The organism is Burkholderia sp. 22088, from assembly GCF_052045915.1.
In the GTDB taxonomy this organism is placed as follows: Bacteria; Pseudomonadota; Gammaproteobacteria; order Burkholderiales; family Burkholderiaceae; genus Burkholderia; species Burkholderia cepacia.
The window spans coordinates 140,610-162,145 of the sequence record NZ_JBQEPY010000005.1 but is presented as its reverse complement, the minus strand read 5'-3'; the positions used below and the strand labels follow the sequence as shown (position 1 = coordinate 162,145).

20 protein-coding genes are annotated in these 21,536 nt (G+C 68.0%); 9 read left to right on the top strand and 11 right to left on the bottom strand.

The window, feature by feature from the left end; all coding sequences use genetic code 11:
- Positions 1 to 100 precede the first annotated feature (100 nt).
- The 3 genes from ACTJLD_RS11485 (at position 101) to ACTJLD_RS11475 (ending at position 4,184) form a co-directional block, all read left to right on the top strand.
- Positions 101 to 1,873 (top strand): ABC transporter permease, encoded by a 1,773-nt coding sequence (locus tag ACTJLD_RS11485; protein ID WP_021164063.1) that lies wholly within the window; start codon positions 101 to 103, stop codon positions 1,871 to 1,873.
- Positions 1,866 to 2,933 carry an ABC transporter ATP-binding protein gene (locus ACTJLD_RS11480; RefSeq protein ID WP_027791442.1) on the top strand — a complete coding sequence of 356 codons (1,068 nt, stop codon included), beginning with the start codon at positions 1,866 to 1,868 and terminating at the stop codon, positions 2,931 to 2,933. Before ACTJLD_RS11485 ends, ACTJLD_RS11480 begins: the two co-directional genes overlap by 8 nt.
- Before the next feature lie 159 nt (positions 2,934 to 3,092).
- Entirely contained in the window at positions 3,093 to 4,184 is a 1,092-nt protein-coding gene (locus ACTJLD_RS11475; protein WP_440658781.1) for a porin, read from the top strand.
- A 170-nt stretch (positions 4,185 to 4,354) separates the two neighbouring features.
- Here the strand turns inward: ACTJLD_RS11475 and ACTJLD_RS11470 are convergent, their stop codons facing one another.
- Both ACTJLD_RS11470 and ACTJLD_RS11465 read right to left on the bottom strand, forming a co-directional pair.
- Positions 4,355 to 5,320, bottom strand: a complete 966-nt coding sequence (locus ACTJLD_RS11470) for a quinone oxidoreductase family protein (protein ID WP_440658779.1) — start codon at positions 5,318 to 5,320, stop codon at positions 4,355 to 4,357.
- Positions 5,321 to 5,366: 46 nt separating this feature from the next.
- Positions 5,367 to 5,618, bottom strand: coding sequence for a hypothetical protein (locus tag ACTJLD_RS11465; RefSeq protein WP_027791439.1), 252 nt, complete (start codon positions 5,616 to 5,618; stop codon positions 5,367 to 5,369).
- Between the two features lie 95 nt (positions 5,619 to 5,713).
- On the opposite strand from ACTJLD_RS11465, the gene ACTJLD_RS11460 reads away from it, so the two are divergent.
- Entirely contained in the window at positions 5,714 to 6,505 is a 792-nt protein-coding gene (locus ACTJLD_RS11460) for an AraC family transcriptional regulator (RefSeq protein WP_226149992.1), read from the top strand.
- A gap of 29 nt (positions 6,506 to 6,534) precedes the next feature.
- Here the strand turns inward: ACTJLD_RS11460 and hpaI are convergent, their stop codons facing one another.
- Genes hpaI through ACTJLD_RS11425 form a run of 7 tightly spaced genes read right to left on the bottom strand, consistent with a single transcriptional unit; the run spans position 6,535 to position 12,438 of the window.
- Positions 6,535 to 7,341: a 4-hydroxy-2-oxoheptanedioate aldolase gene (gene hpaI / locus ACTJLD_RS11455; RefSeq protein WP_440658773.1), complete on the bottom strand. Its 807-nt coding sequence runs from the start codon at positions 7,339 to 7,341 to the stop codon at positions 6,535 to 6,537.
- A 12-nt stretch (positions 7,342 to 7,353) separates the two neighbouring features.
- Complete coding sequence (hpaH, locus tag ACTJLD_RS11450) at positions 7,354 to 8,157, bottom strand: 2-oxo-hept-4-ene-1,7-dioate hydratase (RefSeq protein ID WP_021164056.1); 804 nt, start codon at positions 8,155 to 8,157, stop codon at positions 7,354 to 7,356.
- 20 nt (positions 8,158 to 8,177) lie between these two features.
- Positions 8,178 to 8,570, bottom strand: a complete 393-nt coding sequence (locus ACTJLD_RS11445) for a 5-carboxymethyl-2-hydroxymuconate Delta-isomerase (protein ID WP_440658771.1) — start codon at positions 8,568 to 8,570, stop codon at positions 8,178 to 8,180.
- A 33-nt stretch (positions 8,571 to 8,603) separates the two neighbouring features.
- A complete protein-coding gene (hpaD, locus tag ACTJLD_RS11440) occupies positions 8,604 to 9,452 on the bottom strand; it encodes a 3,4-dihydroxyphenylacetate 2,3-dioxygenase (RefSeq protein ID WP_334003034.1) in 849 nt (282 codons plus the stop codon).
- A 49-nt stretch (positions 9,453 to 9,501) separates the two neighbouring features.
- On the bottom strand, positions 9,502 to 10,965 hold the full coding sequence (hpaE, locus tag ACTJLD_RS11435; protein ID WP_027791432.1) for a 5-carboxymethyl-2-hydroxymuconate semialdehyde dehydrogenase: 1,464 nt from the start codon (positions 10,963 to 10,965) through the stop codon (positions 9,502 to 9,504).
- A gap of 22 nt (positions 10,966 to 10,987) precedes the next feature.
- Positions 10,988 to 11,752: a fumarylacetoacetate hydrolase family protein gene (locus tag ACTJLD_RS11430; protein WP_322036299.1), complete on the bottom strand. Its 765-nt coding sequence runs from the start codon at positions 11,750 to 11,752 to the stop codon at positions 10,988 to 10,990.
- A complete protein-coding gene (locus ACTJLD_RS11425) occupies positions 11,749 to 12,438 on the bottom strand; it encodes a fumarylacetoacetate hydrolase family protein (RefSeq protein ID WP_060085165.1) in 690 nt (229 codons plus the stop codon). Before ACTJLD_RS11425 ends, ACTJLD_RS11430 begins: the two co-directional genes overlap by 4 nt.
- Before the next feature lie 152 nt (positions 12,439 to 12,590).
- Here ACTJLD_RS11425 and hpaR point away from each other — a divergent pair, with 152 nt between their 5' ends.
- The gene (gene hpaR / locus ACTJLD_RS11420; protein WP_021164054.1) at positions 12,591 to 13,031 is read left to right on the top strand and encodes a homoprotocatechuate degradation operon regulator HpaR; all 441 of its coding nucleotides are present in this window, start codon (positions 12,591 to 12,593) and stop codon (positions 13,029 to 13,031) included.
- A 55-nt stretch (positions 13,032 to 13,086) separates the two neighbouring features.
- Here hpaR and ACTJLD_RS11415 read toward each other — a convergent pair whose 3' ends face one another.
- On the bottom strand, positions 13,087 to 14,298 hold the full coding sequence (locus tag ACTJLD_RS11415; RefSeq protein WP_021164053.1) for an SDR family oxidoreductase: 1,212 nt from the start codon (positions 14,296 to 14,298) through the stop codon (positions 13,087 to 13,089).
- 645 nt (positions 14,299 to 14,943) lie between these two features.
- Between ACTJLD_RS11415 and ACTJLD_RS11410 the strand changes: the two genes are divergently transcribed.
- The 4 genes from ACTJLD_RS11410 to ACTJLD_RS11395 all read left to right on the top strand — a co-directional run bounded on the left by ACTJLD_RS11410 (position 14,944) and on the right by ACTJLD_RS11395 (position 19,592).
- Positions 14,944 to 15,288 carry a DUF3564 family protein gene (locus tag ACTJLD_RS11410; protein ID WP_027791429.1) on the top strand — a complete coding sequence of 115 codons (345 nt, stop codon included), beginning with the start codon at positions 14,944 to 14,946 and terminating at the stop codon, positions 15,286 to 15,288.
- Between the two features lie 418 nt (positions 15,289 to 15,706).
- A complete protein-coding gene (locus tag ACTJLD_RS11405; RefSeq protein ID WP_027791428.1) occupies positions 15,707 to 17,602 on the top strand; it encodes a peptidoglycan D,D-transpeptidase FtsI family protein in 1,896 nt (631 codons plus the stop codon).
- 210 nt (positions 17,603 to 17,812) lie between these two features.
- A complete protein-coding gene (locus ACTJLD_RS11400) occupies positions 17,813 to 18,808 on the top strand; it encodes an arabinose ABC transporter substrate-binding protein (RefSeq protein WP_027791427.1) in 996 nt (331 codons plus the stop codon).
- 19 nt (positions 18,809 to 18,827) lie between these two features.
- The gene (locus ACTJLD_RS11395; RefSeq protein WP_440658767.1) at positions 18,828 to 19,592 is read left to right on the top strand and encodes an SDR family oxidoreductase; all 765 of its coding nucleotides are present in this window, start codon (positions 18,828 to 18,830) and stop codon (positions 19,590 to 19,592) included.
- A 58-nt stretch (positions 19,593 to 19,650) separates the two neighbouring features.
- Here ACTJLD_RS11395 and ACTJLD_RS11390 read toward each other — a convergent pair whose 3' ends face one another.
- The gene (locus ACTJLD_RS11390; protein WP_021164046.1) at positions 19,651 to 21,366 is read right to left on the bottom strand and encodes a cation:proton antiporter domain-containing protein; all 1,716 of its coding nucleotides are present in this window, start codon (positions 21,364 to 21,366) and stop codon (positions 19,651 to 19,653) included.
- Positions 21,367 to 21,536 lie beyond the last annotated feature (170 nt).

Here is a 21,536-nt window from a genome sequence, read left to right as displayed (position 1 = left end):
CCGGCTGACCCATGGCCGCCCGCCGCACGTCGCGCGGGCGGCCCCTTCCCCTTACCGACTTCCTTGAGGCGGCCATCCGGATGGCCGCAGGGGCGAACTCATGCTTTCAACCAGCACCCGCGGCACGGCACCGGCCGCGCCACCCGCCGCCGGCCCGCGCGACGCCATTCCCGCGCTGCCGGTCAACAGCCTGCAGCCGCTCGCCGGCATGCTGCGCTGGATCGTCGTCGCGGTACTCACCATCGCCGTCGCACTGCCGCTCGGCTTCATCCTGTTCCAGAGCCTGCTGTCCGCGCCGTTCTTCGATGCGAACAAGACGCTCGGCATCGAGGGCTTCCGCTTCGTCTTCAGCGATCCCGACTTCTGGTCGGCCGTGAAGAACTCGTTCATCATCGCCGGCGGGATGCTGTTCATCTCGATCCCGCTCGGTGGCATCCTCGCGTTCCTGATGGTGCGCACCGACCTGCCCGGCCGCCGCTGGCTCGAACCGCTGCTGCTCACGCCCGTGTTCGTGTCGCCGATGGTGCTCGCGTTCGGCTACGTGGTCGCGGCCGGCCCGGTCGGCTTCTACTCCGTGTGGTTCAAGGAGCTGTTCGGGGTGCAGAACGTGCCCTGGAACGTGTATTCGATCTTCGCGATCACGGTGATCGTCGGCCTCACGCACGTGCCGCACGTGTACCTGTATTCGTCGGCCGCGCTGCGCAACCTCGGCTCGGACGTCGAGGAAGCCGCGCGCGTCACGGGTGCCCGCCCGTTCCGCGTCGCGCTCGACGTGAGCCTGCCGATGACGATGCCCGCGCTGCTGTTCGCCGGCGTGCTCGTATTCTTCCTCGGCTTCGAGGTGTTCGGGCTGCCGCTCGTGCTCGGCGACCCGGAAGGCCACCTCGTGCTCGCGACCTACCTGTACAAGCTGACCAACAAGCTCGGCGTGCCGTCGTATCACCTGATGGCCGCGGTCGCGGTGTGCATCGTCGCGATCACGTTCCCGCTCGTGCTGCTGCAGCGCCGGCTGCTGAAGACGGCGAACCGCTTCGTCACCGTGAAGGGCAAGGCCGGCCGTACGACGGTGCTGCCGCTCGGCGTGTGGCGCTGGGTTGCGCTCGCGATCGTCGTGCTGTGGCTGATGCTGACCGTGATCGTCCCGATCTCGGGCATCGTGCTGCGCGCGTTCGTGACCAACTGGGGCGAAGGCGTCGCGCTCGCCGAGGTACTGACGCTGTCGAACTTCATCGAGCTGTTCGAGCAGGACAACCTCGTGCGCGCGATCGTCAACACGCTCGGCATCGGCGTGATCGGCGGCGCGCTCGCGATCGGCTTCTACTCGCTCGTCGCGTTCGCCGGCCACCGCCGCCCCGACTGGGCGACCAAGCTGCTCGACTACCTCGTGCTGCTGCCGCGCGCGGTGCCCGGCCTGCTCGCCGGTCTCGCGTTCCTGTGGATCTTCCTGTTCGTGCCCGGCCTGCGCGAGCTGAAGAACTCGATGTGGAGCATCTGGATCGCGTACACGGTCGTGTGGCTGGCGTACGGGATGCGGCTCATCCAGAGCGCGCTGCTGCAGGTCGGCCCGGAACTCGAGGAAGCCGGCCGCAGCGTCGGCGCGACCCGCAGCCGCGTGTCGCTCGACGTGACGCTGCCGCTCGTGCGCTTCGGCCTGCTCGCCGCGTGGCTGCTGATCTTCATGATCTTCGAGCGCGAATACTCGACGGCCGTCTACCTGCTGTCGCCCGGCACCGAAGTGATCGGCGCGCTGCTCGTGTCGCTGTGGGCGACCGGCGCCGTCGACCAGGTCGCCGCGCTTTCTGTCATCAACATCGCGATGGTCGGCGCCGGTCTCGGCGTGGCCCTGCGCTTCGGAGTGAAACTTCATGGATAAGCTCATCGTCGACGACCTGCATCTCAGCTACGGCGCCAATCCGATCCTCAAGGGCGTGTCGTTCGAACTGAAGGCCGGCGAAGTCGTGTGCCTGCTCGGCGCGTCGGGCAGCGGCAAGACCACGCTGCTGCGCGCGGTCGCGGGCCTCGAACAGCCGTCCGACGGCCGCATCCAGCTCGACGAGCGCGTGTTCTTCGACGGCGCGCAGCGCGTCGACCTGCCCGTCGAACAGCGCTCGCTCGGCCTCGTGTTCCAGTCGTACGCGCTGTGGCCGCACCGCACCGTCGCCGACAACGTCGGCTACGGGCTGAAGCTGCGCCGCGTCGCGCCGGCCGAACAGAAGCGCCGCGTGCAGACCGCGCTCGACCAGCTCGGCCTCGGCCATCTCGCGGAACGCTTCCCGCATCAGCTGTCGGGCGGCCAGCAGCAGCGCGTCGCGATCGCGCGCGCGCTCGTCTACAACCCGCCGGTGATCCTCCTCGACGAGCCGCTGTCGAACCTCGACGCGAAGCTGCGCGAGGAAGCGCGCGCGTGGCTGCGCGAGCTGATCGTGTCGCTCGGGCTGTCGGCCCTGTGCGTGACGCACGACCAGACCGAGGCGATGGCGATGTCCGACCGCATCCTGCTGCTGCGCAACGGCCGCATCGAGCAGGAAGGCACGCCGGCCGAGCTGTACGGCGCGCCGCGCTCGCTGTATACGGCCGAGTTCATGGGCAGCAACAACCGGATCGACGCGCGCGTCGCGGCCGTCGACGGCGAACGCGTGACGCTCGCCGGCGACGGCTGGGAGCTGCAGGCCCTCGCCCGCGACACGTTCGCACCGGGCCAGGACGCGCAGGCCGTGATCCGCCTCGAACGCGTGCAGGTCGCCGACGGCCCGGGCGCGAACCGGCTGCAGGCCGACCTCGTCACGTCGATGTATCTCGGCGATCGCTGGGAATACCTGTTCCATTGCGGCGAGATGCGCCTTCGCGCATTCGGCCACGTGCCGCGCGCCGCGGGCAAGCACTGGATCGAATTCCCGACCAACGACTGCTGGGCGTTCGCGAAAGCGGGCTGACCCGCGCGCGGCGGCACGCTCGCCGTCGCGCACGCACACCGCGCACATCTCGTCATGCGATGACATGCCTTCCGGCGGACGTCTTCCGGCGTCTGTCGTGGGCTACTGCGCGCCGCATCCGTTTCACCCCAACCCACAAGAACCAAGGAGACACCGTCAATGAAGTCACGCTCAGAACGTTCGATTCGCACAGTAGTCCTCACGGGATCGGCCGCCGCGGCCTGCATCGCCGCACCCGCCGCGCACGCGCAGTCGTCGGTCACGATGTACGGGATCATGGATGCCGGCATCGAATACACGAACCACGCGGCGCCGGAGGGCGGCAGCGCGGTCAAGCTGAAGTCGGGCAACAAGAACACGTCGCGCTGGGGCCTGCGCGGCGTCGAGGATCTCGGCGGCGGGCTGAAGGCCGTGTTCCGCCTCGAAAGCGGGATCGACCTCGCGAACGGCGCGCTCGACGACGGCCCCGATTCGATCTTCGCGCGCCGCGCGACGGTCGGCCTGAAAAGCAAATGGGGCGAACTGACGCTCGGCCGCAACTACACCGTCACCTACGACTACATGCTGCCGTTCGACCCGATGGGTTACGCGCAGAACTACTCGTGGGCCTCGGCGTCGATGGCGACGGGCGGCCGCAAGGACGGCATGTTCACGCGCTCGTCGAACGCGGTGCGCTACGACGGCGAGTTCAGCGGGTTCAAGTTCGGCGCGCTGTACGGCTTCGGCAATGTGCCGGGCAGCGTGAAGACCAGCTCCAAATACGATTTCGCGGTCGGCTACGAGAAAGGCCCGTTCGCGGCGGTGGTCACGTTCGACCGGCAGAACGGCGCGGCCGACAGCGTCACGCCGGCCGATACCGTCAACTACATCCAGGGCATCCACGCGGGCCTGAGCTACGACTTCGGCAACCTGAAGACGATGGCCGGCTATCGCAACTACAAGCGCACGTTCCGCACCACGGCGGCGAACCAGTTGAGCGACACGTACTGGCTCGGCGGCGCGTACCAGTTCACGCCGGCGTTCTCGCTGATCGCGGCCGTCTATCACCAGAACATCAAGGGCGGCAGCGATGCCGACCCGACGCTCGTGTCGTTGCGCGCGAACTACGCGTTGTCGAAGCGCACCGTGCTGTACGCGGCCGGCGCGTTCGCGATCGCGAAGCACGACCAGAAGGTCGGCGTGTCGCGCGATTTCGTGGGCTACGGCACCACGCAGGTCGGCGTCACGGCGGGGATTCAGCAGCGGTTCTGAGTTTGACGATACGGGCGGCGAGCGGTCTTCGAATCGCGCCGCCCGTCTTGTGCGGTTCATCGCGCGCGTGCCGCCCTGCATCGCATCCGCCGCGCGCATCAGCGTGACAACGGGCGATCGGCCAGCTTCCCGCACACGACGGCCGCGCCCTCATCCGTGGCCCTTGCCGGTCATTCGCCGCGCATCGTGAACACCAGGCGAACGAGGCTGCTCGTATCGCTCCAGTGCTCGCCAACCGCCGATAGCGGCACCGTGCGCGTGTCGATCGTCAGCCCCGCCGGTCCGGCCGCGTCGAACACACCGCGCACCGACGCCAGCAAACGCGGCAGCGACACGCTGCCGATGCCGCTACCCATCAGTTCGATCGCGGTCGCCCGCAGCACCGCCCCCGGCAGCAGCACGTCCGCGCCGCCGATCGAGCCGATCTGCACGAAACGCAGCCGGCGGCCCTCGGGGGTCGCCTTCGCGGCGGCCACCAGCAGCGTCTGCGCGCTGGCGCCCCACAGATAGTCGAGCACGACGTCCACACCCGCGCGGAAGTGCGGTTCGAGCGCACGCGCCAGATGCGCGTCGTCCTGCTGCAACGACACGACGGCATCCGCGCCGGCATTCAGCAACGCCTGCAGCGCGGCCGCGTTGCGGCCCGTCGCGATCACCTTCGCGGCGCCGAGATGCTTCGCGATCCGCACTGCCAGCCGCCCCGACGTACCTGTCGCACCGTTGACGAGTACCGTCTCGCCCGCGACGAGCCGCGCGCGTTCGGTCAGCGCCGCCCACGACGACATCCCGGGAATCGCGATCGCGGCCGCCGTGACGTCGTCGAGCGTATCCGGCAGCGGCACGCACCGCGTATCGGGCGCGATCGTGCGTTCGGCCATCGCACCGAACGGTGCGGGCGCGCCGAAGAAGTAGACGCGCTGCCCGTCGTCGAGACGACGGCCAACCCCGTCGACGCCAACGACGAACGGATAACGCCCGTCCGACGAGTAATGCGTGCCGGCCGCGCGCCCCTGCGCGATCCGGCTCAGCGCGGACGCCGTCACGTCGATCAGGCTGTGGCCCGGCATCGCGTGCGGCGCATCGAACTCCATATGAACGGGGCGCACGCCGGCGCCCGTCACGACTGCTGCTTTCATGACGACTCCTTGAATCGGGGATCTCGATCGACGGCCCAGGTGCGCATCAGCGTGCGTCGAGCCACGCGCGCAGCGCGGGATCGCGTACTTCCAGCACGTCGAACAGGCCGAGTGCCCGCAGCGCGGGCAACGCGTCGATCGTGTCGGCTTCGGCGCGCGCCCGGTCGGCGGGCGTAGCGTTCGGGTCGGTCAGCACCCGCGCGTTGACCAGGAACGCGCCAACGGTCCCCTTGCGGATCGTCGTTCCGCCGGCATCGACTTGGTTGGCATGGTCGGGAAGCATCTGTTCGGCTCGCATCGTGTCGTACTCCGGTTGTTATCGATGGACGCAGTGTAGGCGTGCAAATTCGGCCGATCTCCGGTATAACGGCCATTCGATACCGATATCCGGCCATGTCCGATCCGCTCCTCCCCGCCCGCTTCGTCACGTCCGACGACGGCCCGTTCGTCGTCGCCGCAGTGCTGTCGCAACGCGACCCGCGCGTGACGCCACCTCATTCGCATGCGCGCGGCCAGCTCGTCGGCGCGCTGAGCGGGTTGCTGACGATCGGCCTCGACGACCAGGACTGGGTCGTGCCGGCGATCCATGCGATCTGGATTCCACCGCATTGCCGCCATTCGTTGCATTCGTTCGGGCCGATTTCCGGCTGGTCGGCGTTCATCGCCGAAGCGCGCTGCGCGGCGCTGCCGGATACGCCGCGCGCGATCCGCACGACGCCGTTGCTGCGCGAAGCCGTGCAGCGCGCGGCGAGTTGGGAGGGTTCGGAGCTGGATGCCGCTCGAACCCGGATCGCCGACGTGATCCTCGATGAAATCGCGTCGTCGGAAGTCGAGGCGCTGGGGCTGGCGCGGCCGCGGGATCCGCGGCTGACGAGGATCACCGATGCGCTTGCCGCGGATCTCGCGGACAACCGGCGGCTGGAGGAATGGGCCGAATGGGCGGGAATCAGCGCGCGGACGATGAGCCGCCGCTTCGTGGCCGAGACGGGGCTGACGTTCGCGCAGTGGCGTCAGCAGGCCAGGCTGCTGCGGGCGCTGGAGAAAATCGCCGACGGCGTGCCCGTAACGACGATCGCTCTCGATCTCGGGTACGACAACGTGAGCGCGTTCATCGACATGTTCAGGCGGGCGTTGGGGACGACGCCGGGGAAGTATATGGAGGCGGGGCGGCACAGCGACGCATAGCGCCCTCTACAGTGCCGTCGGAGACCGGTTCAATACGTCCCGTCCCCCTTCTTCACCGCCTCACCCCCTTTCCCCTTGAACTGCCCCACCAACCGCTCCGCACTCCTCGCCAGCAGCGTCGTATCGACCCCGACCGCGACGAACAGCGCTCCCGCTTCCAGATAACGCCGCGCGGCCGCCTCATCCGCGCTGAGAATGCCCGGCGCCTTGCCGGCCACCTTGATCGCCCGGATCGCGCCATCGATCGCGGCCTGAACGTCCGGGTGCCCCGGATGGCCGAGATGCCCGAGATCGGCCGCGAGATCCGCCGGCCCGATGAACACGCCATCCACGCCCTCGACCCGCGTTATCGCATCGATCGCGTCGAGCCCCGCGCGTGTCTCGACCTGCACGAGCACGGCCATCTCGTCGTTCGCGCGATGCAGGTAATCGCCGACGCGATTCCACCGCGACGCACGCGCCAGCGCGCTGCCCACGCCGCGAATCCCGTGCGGCGGATAGCGTGTCGCGGCCACCGCCGCACGCGCCTCGTCCGCGCTCTGCACCATCGGCACGAGCAACGTCTGCGCGCCGAGATCGAGCACCTGCTTGACGATCACCGGATCGTTCCACGGTACGCGCACGACCGGATGCGACGGATACGGCGCGATCGCCTGCAACTGCGCAAGAATCGTCGGCACCGTATTCGGCGCATGCTCGCCGTCGATCAGCAGCCAGTCGAAACCGGCGCCCGCGACCACTTCCGCGCTGTACGGATTGGCGAGCCCGAGCCACAGCCCGACCTGCGCGTCGCCGCGCGCGAGCGCGGCCTTGAAGACATTCGTCGGAATCTGCATCGTTCGCTCACCTCACTCGAAGTAGCACTGGATCGTCCCGAGCGGACCGTAGTCCACGCTGAACGTGTCGCCCGGCCGCGCCGCGCACGGCCGCGTGAACGAACCGCCGAGCACGATCTGCCCCGGCTCCAGCGCGACGTCGAAGCGGGCCAGCCGGTTCGCGAGCCACGCGACACCGTTCGCCGGATGGTTCAGCACGCCGGCCGCGACGCCCGTTTCCTCGACCACGCCGTTACGCGACATGATCGCTGCGACCCACCGCAGGTCGACGTCCTGCGGCTTCACGGGCCGCCCGCCGATCACCACGCCCGCGTTCGCCGCGTTGTCGGCGATCGTGTCGAATACCTTGCGCGGCCGTTTCGTATCGGGGTCGATCGACTGGCTGCGCGCATCGATGATCTCGAGCGCGGGCACCACGTAGTCGACTGCGTCGTACACGTCGAAGATCGTGCAGTCCGGGCCGGTGAGCCGCTTGCCGAGCACGAACGCGAGTTCGACCTCGACGCGCGGCACGATGAAGCGCCCGGTGGGGATCGTGCCGCCGTCGGCAAAGAACATGTCGTCGAGCAGCGCGCCGTAGTCGGGCTCGTCGATCTGCGACGTGTTCTGCATCGCCTTCGACGTGAGGCCGATCTTGTGGCCCTTCAGCGTGCGTCCTTCCGCGAGCTTGAGGGCGACCCACGCGCGCTGGATCGCATACGCGTCGTCGATCGTGATGTCGGGATGGTCGAGCGAGATCTGGCGGATCTGCTTGCGCTCGCGCTCGGCGTCGTGCAGACGCTGCGCGAGCTGGTCGATGAGGGCGGTTTCGAGCATGGTCGGATCGGGAATGGGGTTCAGCCGGCCCGCTTGTAGCGGGCGTGGATGTTGTTGTGCTTGTACGAGCCGCTTTCGCTGAACTCGGTCAGTTCCATCGACAGCGCGAGGTACCGTTTCGCGTACAGTTCCGCGAAATGCGCCTTGATCGCGTCGAACAGCGCGTCGCACGCGGCCTTTTTCTGCGCGTCGCTGCGGCCTGAGCCGATCTTCAGCGTCACGTGCACGAACGCATCGTCTTCCGTGCCGTCGGCTACGCAGTAGTCCTGCAGTTCGATCGCGCGCGAGCGGATGCCGCCCGTCGGGAACACGCCGCCCTGCGCGATCAGCGTGGCGTTGATCGTGCGCAGCAGCGCGGGAATGCATGCGTCGTCGCGGATGTTCGCGGTGTATTCGACGACGATATGTGGCATGGCGGGTCTCCAGTCGAGTGCGTGGCGCGGTGCTCAGGCCACCGGAAAGATCGCATTGATCTGCCCGGTACCCGAACTCGCGAAATAGTCGGTGACGATCTCGACGGGCTTATCGTAGCGATCCCAGCCGAGCAGGCCGAGCAGCATCGCCGTGTCGTGCATCCCGCCTTCGCCGTGGCAATGCATGTTGTACTCGGGCAGCATCGCGCAGAAGGTCTTGAAATCGCCCTGCTTCCACAGCTCGACCACGCGCAGGTCGACCTGCCGGAAGAATTCGCGGCTGATCTGGTGGATCGATTCCTCGGGGCTGCCGTTGTCGTTGAAACGGTGCGACAGCGAGCCGCTCGCGAGGAATGCGACGTTCGAATCGCTTTTCTCGATCGCCTCGAGCAGCGCCTCGCCGAAGCGCCGGCTTTCGTCGAGCTGATGCCACATGCACCAGCCGGCGATCGACACGACCTTGAAGTGCTGGTCGGCGTTCATGTAGCGCATCGGCACGAGCGTGCCGTATTCGAGTTCGAGGCTATCGATCTCGTGTGCGCGCGTCGCGACGCCGCGCGCACTGGCCGTCTCGGCGATCAGCCGGCCGAGCGCCGGGTTGCCCGGATACGCATACTCCATGTCGCGGATGAAATGCGGCAGCTCGTTGCTCGTGTACGTGCCCGCGAATCGCGCATTGCAGTTCACGTGATAACCGGCGTTGACGAGCCAGTGCACGTCCGACACGACGATCGTGTCGACGCCGAGCGCGCGGCAGCGCTCGCCGATCAGTTGATGGCCGCGGATCGCCGCCTCGCGGCAGCCGTGATGCCTGCCGGGCAATTCCGACAGGTACATCGACGGCACGTGCGTGATTTTCGCGGCGAGGGACAGTTTGCCCATCGTTCAAGTCTCCGTTTGGTTCTTTCGTGCTGCAGACGTCCCGCGCCCGTCACACGCCCCAGCGCGGAATGTGGTGCGAACCCATCGAGATGCACACGTTCTTGATCTCCGCGAACACCTCGAAGCTGTATTCGCCGCCCTCGCGCCCGGTGCCCGACTCCTTCACGCCGCCGAACGGCTGGCGCAGGTCGCGTACGTTCTGGCTGTTCACGAACACCATCCCGGCCTCGATGCCGCGCGCGAGGCGATGCACCTTGCCGACATCCTGCGTCCAGATGTACGACGCAAGGCCGTACGACGTGTCGTTCGCGAGCCGCAGCCCTTCTTCCTCGTCCTCGAACGGAATCAGGCACGCGACCGGCCCGAAGATTTCTTCCTGTGCGACGCGCATCCGGTTGTCGACGTCGGCCAGCACGGTCGGCCGCACGAAGTTGCCGTTGCGCAGGTGGTCGGGCAAGCCCGCCGGCTTGTCGGCGCCGCCCGCAACCACACGCGCGCCTTCCTGCTCGCCGATGCGGATATAGCCCGTCACCTTTTCCCAGTGCTGGCGCGTGATCATCGCGCCGAGGTTCGTGGCCGGATCGGACGGATCGCCGACCACCAGGTTGTTCGCGCGGCGCGCGAATTCCTGCACGAAGCGGTCGTAGATCGTGCGCTGCACGAAGATCCGCGAGCCGGCCGTGCAGCGTTCGCCGTTGATCGAGAAGATCGTGAACAGCGACGCGTCGAGCGCGCGGTCGAAATCGGCGTCGTCGAAGATCAGCACCGGCGACTTGCCGCCGAGTTCCATCGAATACTTCTTCAGGCCCGCACGCTCCATGATCCGCTTGCCGGTCACCGTACCGCCGGTGAACGACACCGCACGCACGTCCGGATGGCGTACCAGCGCGTCGCCTGCTGTCGCGCCGTAACCCTGCACGACGTTGAGCACGCCCGGCGGGATGCCGGCTTCGAGCGCGAGGCGGCCGAGCTGGTCGGCCGTCAGCGGCGACAGCTCCGACATCTTCAGCACGGCCGTGTTGCCGAGCGCGAGGCACGGCGCCGTCTTCCACGTCGCGGTCATGAACGGCACGTTCCACGGCGACACCAGCGCGCACACGCCGACCGGCTGGTACAGCGTGTAGTTCAGCATCTGGTCGTCGACCGGATAGGTGCGGCCGTTCATCTGCACGCACACTTCCGCGAAGAAGTTGAAATTCTCGGACGCGCGCGGAATCAGCTGCTTGCTCGTCTGTGCGATCGGCAGGCCGGTGTCCTGCGTCTCCAGCGCCGCGAGCATCGGCACGTTCTTTTCGATCAGCTCGCCGAGCTTGCGCATCAGCTTCGCGCGCTCCTTGGCGGGCGTGTTCGCCCATTTCGGGAAGGCGTCCTTCGCGGCGCGCACGGCCGCGTCGACTTCGGCCTCGCCGCCCGATGCGACGTCGGTGATGACTTCCCCCGTCGCGGGATTCAGCGTCGTGAACGTCTCGCGGCTCTCGACTTCGCGGCCGTCGATCCAGTGCTTGATGGTCATGCTCTCTCCTTGGGCGACGGGCTCAGCCCGCGCGATAGTAGTCTGCTTCGCCGACGATCGTGTTCACGAGCCGGCCGATCCCTTCGATCTCGGTCACGACCTCGTCGCCCGGCTTCGTGTCCGCCAGCCCCTCGGGCGTACCGGTCAGGATCAGGTCGCCCGGCGAGAGCGTCATGAAGCCGCTGATGTACTCGATCAACGCGGGCACGTCGAAGATCATGTCGCGCGTGCTGCCGCGCTGCGTCTCCCGGCCGTTCACCGTCGTGCGCAGCGTCAGGTCGCCCGCATCGCCGATCTCGTCGCGGCTGACGAACCACGGCCCGAGCGGCGTGCAGGTGTCGCGGTTCTTCACGCGCAGGTTCGGACGGTAGTAGTTCTCGAGATAGTCGCGGATCGCGTAGTCGTTCGCGACCGTATATCCGGCCACGTAGTCGAGCGCCTGCGCGCGGCTCACGTTGCGCGCGGGCCGGCCGATCACGACGGCCAGCTCGCACTCGTAATGCATGTGGGTGGCGTCCGCCGGGCGCACGGTGCGCGACCGGTGGCCGATGAACGTGTTCGGCCCCTTCAGGAAGATCAGCGGTTCGCTCGGCGCCTTGAACGCGAGCTCCTTCGCATGGTCGGCGTAGTTGAGGCCGAGCGCGAACGTGGTGCGCGGCGCGACGGGCGGCAGCCACGCAACCGCGTCCTCGGCAACGACCCGCCCCGTATCGAGACGGATCGCGCCGTCGCCGGCCGGTTCGGCCGCATGCACTGCACCGTTGTAGATCACGCGTGCCGTCTTCATCGTGTTTCCTCCGCGATCAGCGTGTGCCGCAACGTGCCGATGCCGGCGGCGGCGATCTCGATCGTGCTGCCCGCGCGGGCGCGCGGTGCGCCGCCCGCGACGCCGAGCAGCAAGACATCGCCCGCGTCGAACGACATGAAGGCCGTCACGTCGGCGATCAGTTCGCGCACGGAGCGGATCAGCGTGGCCGTCGAGGCGGACACGGCCACCTCGCCATCGATCCGCACGGTCAGGCCGATCGTGTCGACATCGCCAAGCGCGGCGGCCGGCACGATGACCGGGCCCATCGGGCAGAACCCGTCGCGGCACTTGAAGCGCACGGCCGGACGGTAGTAGTCGGGATGGGGGACCGACACGTCGCTGGCGAGCGTGAAGCCGTGAAGGTAGTCGAGCGCCAGCGCGGCCGGCACGCGCGTCGCGCGCCGGGCGAACACGACGGCCACCGACGCGCCGATCTCCAGGGAGTCGACGCCGGCCGGCACGACGACGGTCGCGCCGTCGGCCGCATGCGTGTTGGCGGGCTTGATGTACAGGATCGGCGCCTGCGGCGGGCGGCCATAAGGCGGTGCGTTCACGGCATCGCCGAGCGCGTCGAGCGCCGCACGCTCGTTGAGCAGCGCACCGTAGACGGTACCGATGGCGACCGGCAACGGCGGCGCCGCGGCGGTCATGCAAGACAGCTCCATGCGTCATTCCCCTGCCGCGCGTCGCGGCGCATCGTAAATACTTAACATCTTAAGTAAATAATCGAACGCTGGCAACCTCGATTACCCTGATACGCGAAATTCACGCCTTTCGGCTGTTAAGATTGATGCGTCCCCGTCCACTGCTCACCCCGATGAACCGTACGCTCGACCATCGCAACCTGGCCATGCTGCTGCTCGAGGCCCGCGAAACGCTGATGGGTCTGTTCCGCCCCATTCTCAAGGAATTCGCGCTGACCGAACAGCAATGGCGGATCATCCGCGTGCTCGACGGCGAACCGGCGCAAGCGCTCGAAGCGGGACAGATCGCGCGGCGCTGCTGCATCCTGAGCCCGAGCCTCACGGGCGTGCTGGAACGGATGGAGCGCGACGGCCTGATCACGCGCACGCGCGCGCAGGAAGATCAGCGCCGGCTGCTGGTGAGCCTGACGCCGCAAAGCAGGAAACTGGTCACGGAAATCGGCCCGCGGATCGACGAGCAGTACCGGCAGCTCGAATCGCGGTTCGGCGAGGACGGCCTCGAAGACATCTATCGCGCGCTCGACCGGCTCATCGAGCTCGGCGGCAACACGTGATGACGGCCCCCGTTCCCGCCAGCCGCGGGAACGGGGGCCGGTGCGGCGCGGGCGGTCAATGCACTGCGCCGCGCATCAGCTCGGTCACGGCCACGCCGCGCGACGTGCGCATGCATTCCTCGACGTAATCGATGAACGGCAGCGGCTCGAAATCGATTTCGTCGCGCACGCGACGGTTGTCGAACACGCGATCGACCGTCGCGAATTCCCCGCAGCGCTGCAACGCCCGGCCGATTACGCGCTCGAGTGCCGGATCGGTTCGCCCGAGCACGTCGCGCACCACGAGCGGCAATTCGGCCGGCGCACACGCCGCGTAGCGCGGTGCGCCGGTCATCCCCGCCGCCTCGTCCATCGCACGCACGATCTGCGCGACCTGCGGCGCCTCGTCGCCGGCCGACACGTGATACAGGTCGTGTGCGAGCGTCGGCTTGACGGCCAGCAGCATCGTCGCGCGCGCCACGTCGTCGACCGACACGATATCGATGCGCGTCATCGGTCGCGCGGTGAAGCGGCGTGCGGCATGCGCCAGCCGGAACATCCAGAACGAATTCGGCGCGGGCCGCGTACCGAGCACCGTGTGGCCGACCACATGCGACGGCCGCACCACGACGAGCGGCAGCCCGAGCGCACGCAGGCGCTGCTCGGTCTCCGCCTTCGCGTGCAGGTAGTCCGCGGCGAGCACCGCGCCCGGCAGGCCTTCTTCGTCGCGCGCGACGTCGTTCGCCGCGTCGCCCGCCGCCTCTTCCTGCACGATCCCGCCACGGCCCGCATGCGCGTAGGCCGTGCCGACGTAGACGAAGCGCAGCAGGCGCGGCGCCCGTGCAAAACGCTCGGCGAAGCGCACCGCGTCGGCGATGTCGGCCCGCAGGTGCGCGCCGTCGGCCGGCGACGCGTGGCCTGCGCAGTGAATCACGTGCGTCGCGGCGGCGAGGCGCGGTGCGTCGGCGCCCTGCCACACGTCGCCGAGCGCACCGACGATCACGTTCGCGTCGGTCAGGCGCGACGCCCAATACGGCGCCAGCCCCGCGCGCAGCGCCGCTTCGCGCAGCCGTGCGACGGCATGGCCGCGATCCTGCGCGCGCACGACGCAGACGATGCGGTCGAGCAGCCCCGCATTGACGAGCGCCGTCAGGACGGTACTGCCGATGAAGCCGGTTGCGCCGGTCAGCACCAGCCGTCCGACGTTCGCCGCCGCGACCGGTGCGCTGGCCGGCGACACGAGGCTCGTCCGCCAGTTGAGCGACAACGCGGTTTTCCAGATCAGCACGATAGTCTCCTTCGAAGAATCGGCCGGGCGGCGCGGCGCCCGCGGTTGCGGGCTGCGCACGGCTCACCGGCCGGGCCGGGGCCTGACGCGCGCCCCGGCAGTCCCGATCGGGCGTGCGGCCCGCGATCGCGTCGATCGCGTCTCTGGCACGAGGCGGCGGCAGCCGCCGAGGACGGGCGTCCGCGGCACTGGATCGGGAATATCTCAGTGTGGGGCCCGACCGCAGGCAAGTCTGTCCCGAAAGTTTCGTGAAAGTGTGCCGATTTGTATGCGATTGTCGGAGTCTGTCGTCCAGCAATGCAGTCGGAACGCCTCAACATCCGGTCGCGCCGCCCTCCGGCATGGCGGACCGCGTCGGCCGGCCCGGTTTCCGCGGCCGGTCGCGCGCGACAGATCGACGCGCCTCGCGGCGATGTCATCCCATGTCTCGAAGATCGACCGGGCCCTGATCGGCGCGGCGATCGCCGTTAGGCGTGTGCCCGCGCGCGCTGCCGGAATAACCATGAATCGTCAGACGTCGTTTCATCTGAAACCGCAATGAACTCAATTCGGATTTATTGAGGATTATCACTTGCGTTTCACACCAGTCTATCTAGACTGATCAAGTCAAAACGGTCGAATGTTCATTTTTTGGAGACGATCACAATGCGCCTCACCATTCGGATTAATGGCAGCGAATCAGCAACCCGAAACTCGTTCGCGGTACTGTGGGTCGACACCGACGAAGGACTGTGGTCGCGCGAGGCACATCAGGGCATCGATCTTCCGGCCTGGGGCAAGGTCCGCGACGTCGAGGGTGCGATGGCGCTCTGCGCGGCTGATGGCGGGAATGCCGTGTGCCAGTTGAAGGGACTGTCGTTCGGTGCGACCCAGCGCGAACAGGGCTCCGCCGTACTCGCCGGCAATCACCCCGGTGCATGGCGGCTGCAGGCGGTCGATCGCTGCACGAGCGAGCCGGAATACCGGGAATTCATTTCCGTCACCCGGTAGAAATGATCGACGTAATTCGTCTGCGGTTTTCGGGTTTATTCCGGTTTCAGTGATATTCATTTCGATATTCAGTATTAGCGGCGCCCCTTTTCGGGGCGTTTTCATTTTCTGGTGCAAATAAATAATCGCGAGCCGGGCAATTGACCGCGCGCCGGAGGGCGGTCGGCATCGATTGTCCGGGAGATCGTGTGAGCGGATCGATACGCGCAGAATCGGCCGCCTTCAATCGCCTGCTGCGTCGGTGAAGCTCCGCTTCCGCCCTCTTTTCGTACGCCCTGTTCCGCCCTTTGCCGGATCACCGATTTGCGGCTTTTCACGGGGCCGGAACATACTTTCCCCACACGGCGTTTACTCATTTATTACAATCGCATTATTCAGACTGACTCGCCGCCCTCCGGCGGCCCGACCCGGCCATTGCATGAGCGTGAAAAAGAAGACCCACCCCGCCGATCCGTACGCGGCCGCGACCAAGAACCCGATGCTCGCGTCGCGCCTGCCGATGTGGCGCTCGAAGCTGATCGTGATCATCGTGTTCCTCGCGTTCGCCGCGCTGATCGGCCGCGCGTTCTGGGTGCAGGTCGCGAACAAGGAGTTCTACGTCGGTCAGGGCCAGAAACGCTACCAGCGCACGATCGAGCTCGACGCGACGCGCGGGCGCATCGTCGACCGCAACGGCGCGATGCTCGCCGTCAGCCTGTCGACCTATGAAATCTGGGCGAACCCGAAGCAGGTCGCCGACACCGACTACCCGCAGATCTCGAAGCTGCTCGACATGCCGCTCGTCGAGGTCAAGCGGCGCCTCGGCAACGACAAGACGTTCGTGCTGCTCAAGCGGCAGGTCGACGCCGACACCGCAGGCAGGCTCGACAAGCTCGCGATCGACGGCATCACGCAGATCGCCGATTCGAAGCGCTTCTACCCGGAAGGCGAATCGGCCGCGCACGTGGTCGGCTTCACGAACGTCGAGGACAAGGGCCAGGAAGGCGTGGAGCTCGCGGCGAATGCGCGCCTGTCGGGCACGTCCGGGCAGCGCGAGGTGATCCGCGACCGGCTCGGCCGCATCGTGTCGGACACGCGCCCGCTCGTCCCGGCGCAGCATGGCGCGACGATCGAGCTGACGATCGACCGCCGCATCCAGCAACTCGCGTTCAGCCAGCTCAAGGCGGCCGTGATCGAGAACAACGCGGTGGCCGGCAGCGTCGTGGTGCTCGACGCGCAGAACGGCGAGATCCTCGCGCTGGCGAACTACCCGACCTTCGATCCGAACGACCGCGCGCGCCTCACCGGCCAGCAGTTGCGCAACCGCGCGGTGATCGACACGTTCGAACCGGGCTCGACGATCAAGCCGCTCGTCGTCGCGCTGTCGATCGACGAACGCAAGGTCACGCCGAACACGATCATCAATACGTCGCCGGGCACCTACAAGATCGGCCCGGCCGTGATCCACGACACGTCGAACCACGGCTCGCTGACGGTCTCGCAGGCGCTGCAGAAGTCGAGCAACGTCGCGCTCGCGAAGCTCGCGCTGAACCTGCCCGCCGAAACGATCTGGAACAAGTACCAGGAATACGGGATCGGCCGCGCGCCGGAACTGACGTTCCCGGGCGTCGCGTCGGGCCGGCTGCGCGGCTACAAGCGCTGGCGGCCGATCGAGCAGGCGACGATGGCATACGGCTACGGCCTGTCGATGTCGCTGCTGCAGATCGCGCAAACCTATACGGCCTATGCCGGCGACGGCACGCTGCACCCGGTGTCGCTGCTGAAGAACGGCACCGACCAGCAGACGATCGACGCGCATCGCGGCCACCGCGTGACGTCGCCGCAAACGGCCGCGTCGATCCGCTCGATGCTCGAGATGGCGGTCGGCGAAGGCGGCACGGGGCGCCGCGCGCGCGTCGACGGCTACCGGATCGGCGGCAAGACCGGTACCGCGCGCAAGCAGGTCGGCGCGACCTATGCGAAGGGCAAGTACCGCGCGCTGTTCGCGGGGATGGCGCCGATGAGCAACCCGCGCCTGATCGTCGCGGTGATGATCGACGAGCCGCGCGGCAAGGGCTACTACGGCGGCACGGTGGCCGGCCCGGTGTTCGCGTCGGTCACGAGCGGGTCGCTGCAACTGCTCGGCGTGCCGCCCGACGCGCCGGTCGAGCCCGAGAAAACGCCGCCGGCGAAGCCCGCCGCGCCGCAGAAGACGGTGGCCGCGCCGCAAGCGGCTGCGCAAACCAGGACGGCTGCGGCACCGAAAACCGCCGCACCGCTGAAGACTGCCGCGCCGTCGAAAGTACCGGCGCAGCCGGCCACCGCGGCCGGATGAGCACGGCACGTCCCCGCGACACGGCGCCCGCCGGCGCGCGCGGCACACCGGCGGCCCCCGGCCGCCACGCATTTCCCCGCCATCGGGCACTGTCCCACTTTCTAGGAACGCCGCGCATCATTTGAGCGTTCCCGCTCGCTCCTCCTACAATTTTTCCGCGTGTCGGGCAGCCCTGCCCGTGCGCGCGACTACAAAAAAGGAGAGAGACGCATGCGATTCCACTGGAAGACGCTCGCACTGGCCATCGCGAGCGCGGCACTGGTCGGCGGGGTACCCGCCCATGCCGCCGACCCCGCCGACGTGAAAATCGGCTTCCTCGTCAAACAGCCGGACGATCCGTGGTTCCAGGACGAATGGCGCTTCGCCGACCAGGCGGCGAAGGAAAAGCATTTCACGCTGATCAAGATCGCGACGCCGAGCGGCGAAAAGGTATCGACCGCGCTCGACAGCCTCGCCGCGCAAAAGGCACAGGGCGTGATCATCTGCGCACCCGACGTGAAACTCGGCCCCGGCATCGCGGCGAAGGCGAAGCGCGCGGGGATCAAGCTGATGTCGGTCGACGACCAGCTCGTCGACGGCCGCGGTGCACCGCTCCAGGGCGTGCCGCACATGGGCATCTCCGCGTACAAGATCGGCCAGCAGGTCGGCCAGGCGATCGCGGACGAGACGAAGCGGCGCGGCTGGAACCCGGCCGAGGTCGGCATCATCCGGATCGCGTACGACCAGTTGCCGACCGCACGCGAACGCACGACCGGCGCGGTCGATGCGCTCAAGGCCGCCGGCTTCCCGGCCGCGAACGTGATCGATGCGCCAGAAATGACGGCCGACACCGAAGGCGCGTTCAACGCGGCGAACATCGCGCTCACCAAGCATGCGAATTTCAAGCGCTGGGTCGCGTTCGGCTCGAACGACGACACGACGGTCGGCGCGGTGCGCGCCGCCGAGGGGCGCGGCATCGGCGCGGACGCGATGGTCGCGGTCGGCATCAACGGCAGCCAGATCGCGCTCAACGAATTCGCGAAGCCGAAGCCGACGGGCTTCTACGGCTCGATCCTGCTGAATCCGCGCCAGCACGGCTACCAGACGAGCATCGACATGTACGACTGGATCACGAAGAACCAGGCGCCGCCGCCGCTCGTGCTGACGTCCGGCACGCTGATCACGCGCGACAACGAAAAGCAGGCGCGCGCCGCGCTCGGCCTGTGAGCCGGCACAAGGAGCCGACATGACACGCACCACCCTCGTGACGGGCGCCGCCGGCGGCATCGGCCAGGCGCTGTGCCGCACCTTCCTCGCCGCCGGCGACTGCGTGCTCGCGCTCGATCGCGACCGCGCGGCGCTCGACCGCTTCATCGATACGCTCGGCGACGCGCACGTAACGCCGGTCGTCGACGACCTGACCGACACCGAGCGGCTGCAATCGACGCTCGAATCGCATCCGCAGGCCGACGTGCTCGTCGCCAACGCGGGCACGGCCGCGTCGACCACGCTGCGCGACACGACGCCCGCCACCTGGCGCACGGATCTCGATGCGAACCTGACGGCCACCTACATGAGCGTCGAAGCCGTGCTGCCCGGCATGCGCGCACGCGGGCGCGGCGCAATCGCGATCATCGGTTCGGTCAACGGCGTGCATGCGCTCGGGCATCCGGCGTACAGCGCGGCGAAGGCCGGGTTGGTCAGCTACACGAAATCGCTCGCGATCGAATTCGGCCGCGACGGCGTGCGCGCGAACATCGTGCTGCCGGGCACCGTGAAGACGCCCGCGTGGGAAGCGCGCGTGCAGCGCAACCCGCAGGTGTTCGAGCAATTGAGGAAGTGGTATCCGCTCGACGATTTCGCGACGCCGGACGACGTCGCGCAGGCCGCGCTGTTCCTGTGCTCGCCTGCGGCGCGGATCATCACGGGCGTCGCGCTGCCCGTCGACGGCGGCCTGCTGGCCGGCAATCGCGTGATGGCGCAGGAGCTGACGCTCGAGACGTTCTACTGAAACCGAAGCACGCGGCGCCGGCGGCCGCGCGGGCCGCCCGGCGCGCTGCCGCGCACCGTCAATGCGCGGCCGCGACCGGCTTCGCCATCCTGCCGAGCACGTGCTCGGTCATCCCGCGCGCGAGTTCGGTCTCGCCCATGAACACGGTGCCGATGCCCTCGTTCGACAGCAGCGCGGCCTCGTCGCCGCTGTTCGTGCACAGCACGACCTCGAGCGCCGGGTTGAGCGTGCGCGAGATCTCGACGATCTGCCGTACGTCGAACACGTCGGGCAGCGTGACGACCAGCATCCCGGCGCGCGCGATATGCGCCTGCACGAGCACGATCGGCTCGATCGCATCGCCCGACACGGCGGCAACGCCTTCCGCGCGCAGTTTCTCGACGAGCTCGCGATTCTGCTCGACGACGACGTACGCGATGCCGCGCTCGTCGAGCGCATGGGCGATCCGCGTGCCGACCTTGCCGTAGCCGACGATCACGACCTGCCCGGTGAGATGCGTCTGCGGCGTCGACATCGGCAGCGCGGCGAGCGGATCGTCGCGCGCCTCGAGCTTGCGCGCAAACGCCGAATGCTTGCGGATCCACGCAAGCGCCGGATCGATCATCGCGAACAGCAGCGTGTTCATCGCGATCGAGATCAGCGCGACCGCGAGGATCAGGCTCTGCCCCTCGGCCGACAGCAGCCCGAGCGCACGGCCGAGCCCCGCGAGGATGAACGAGAACTCGCCGATCTGCGCGAGGCCCGCGCCGACCGTCAGCGCGGTATTCAGCGGATAGCGGAACGCAATCACGAGCGCGACCGCCGCGAGCGTCTTGCCGATCACCACGATCGCCGCGACCTCGATCACGTGCAGCGGCTCCGCGAGCAGGATCTTCGGGTCGAACAGCATCCCGACCGAAATGAAGAACAGCACCGAGAACGCATCGCGCAGCGGCAGCGTCTCGTCGGCCGCGCGCCGGCTGAACTCCGACTCGCGCATCATCATCCCGGCGAAGAACGCGCCGAGCGCGAACGACACGTCGAACAGCTTCGCCGCGCCGAACGCGATGCCGACCGCGGCCGCGATCATGCACAGCGTGAACAGCTCGCGCGAGCCCGTGCGCGCGACGAGCCACAGAATGCGCGGGAACACGCGCTTGCCGACCACCAGCATCAATGCGATGAACGCCGCGACCTTCAGCATCGTGACGCCGAGCGTGCCCCACACGCTGCCGCCGGCCGCGTGCGCGTCGCCGGGCGGCGTGCCGCCGAGCAGCCCCGCGACGGGCGGCAGCAGCACGAGCACGAGCACCATCACGAGATCCTCGACGACGAGCCAGCCGACCGCGATGCGCCCGTTGACCGTCTCGACGAGCCCGCGCCCTTCGAGCGCACGCAGCAGCACGACGGTACTCGCCACCGACAGCGCGAGCCCGAACACGAGCGCCGCCCCGACGCTCCAGCCCCAGGTGAGCGCGAGGCCGCCGCCGAGCAGCGTGGCCACCGTGATCTGGACGATGGCCCCCGGCAGCGCGATCTTGCGCACCGCGAGCAGATCGCCGAGCGAGAAATGCAGGCCGACGCCGAACATCAGCAGCATCACGCCGACTTCGGCGAGCTGCTGTGCGAGCGACAGGTCGCCGACGAAACCGGGCGTGCCGGGGCCGATCACGATCCCGGCGAGCAGATAGCCGACGAGCGGCGGCATTTTCAGCAGCGACGCGAAGTAACCGAAGACCATCGCGAGACCGAAACCGGCCGCGAGCAACGCAATCAGGCTGATGTCATGAGGCATCCCCCCTCCCGAGTTCTTGTAACGATTTAGTAAGGTTCAAGAACGAAAGGATAAGGGATGAGGCGGAAGAATGGCGCGCCGCCGCGAAAAATTCACGCGGCGGCGCGCCTTGGCGGGGTACAACCCCGGCGAATCGAAAGGCACCGCGCGGATCGCGCGGCGCCTTGAAG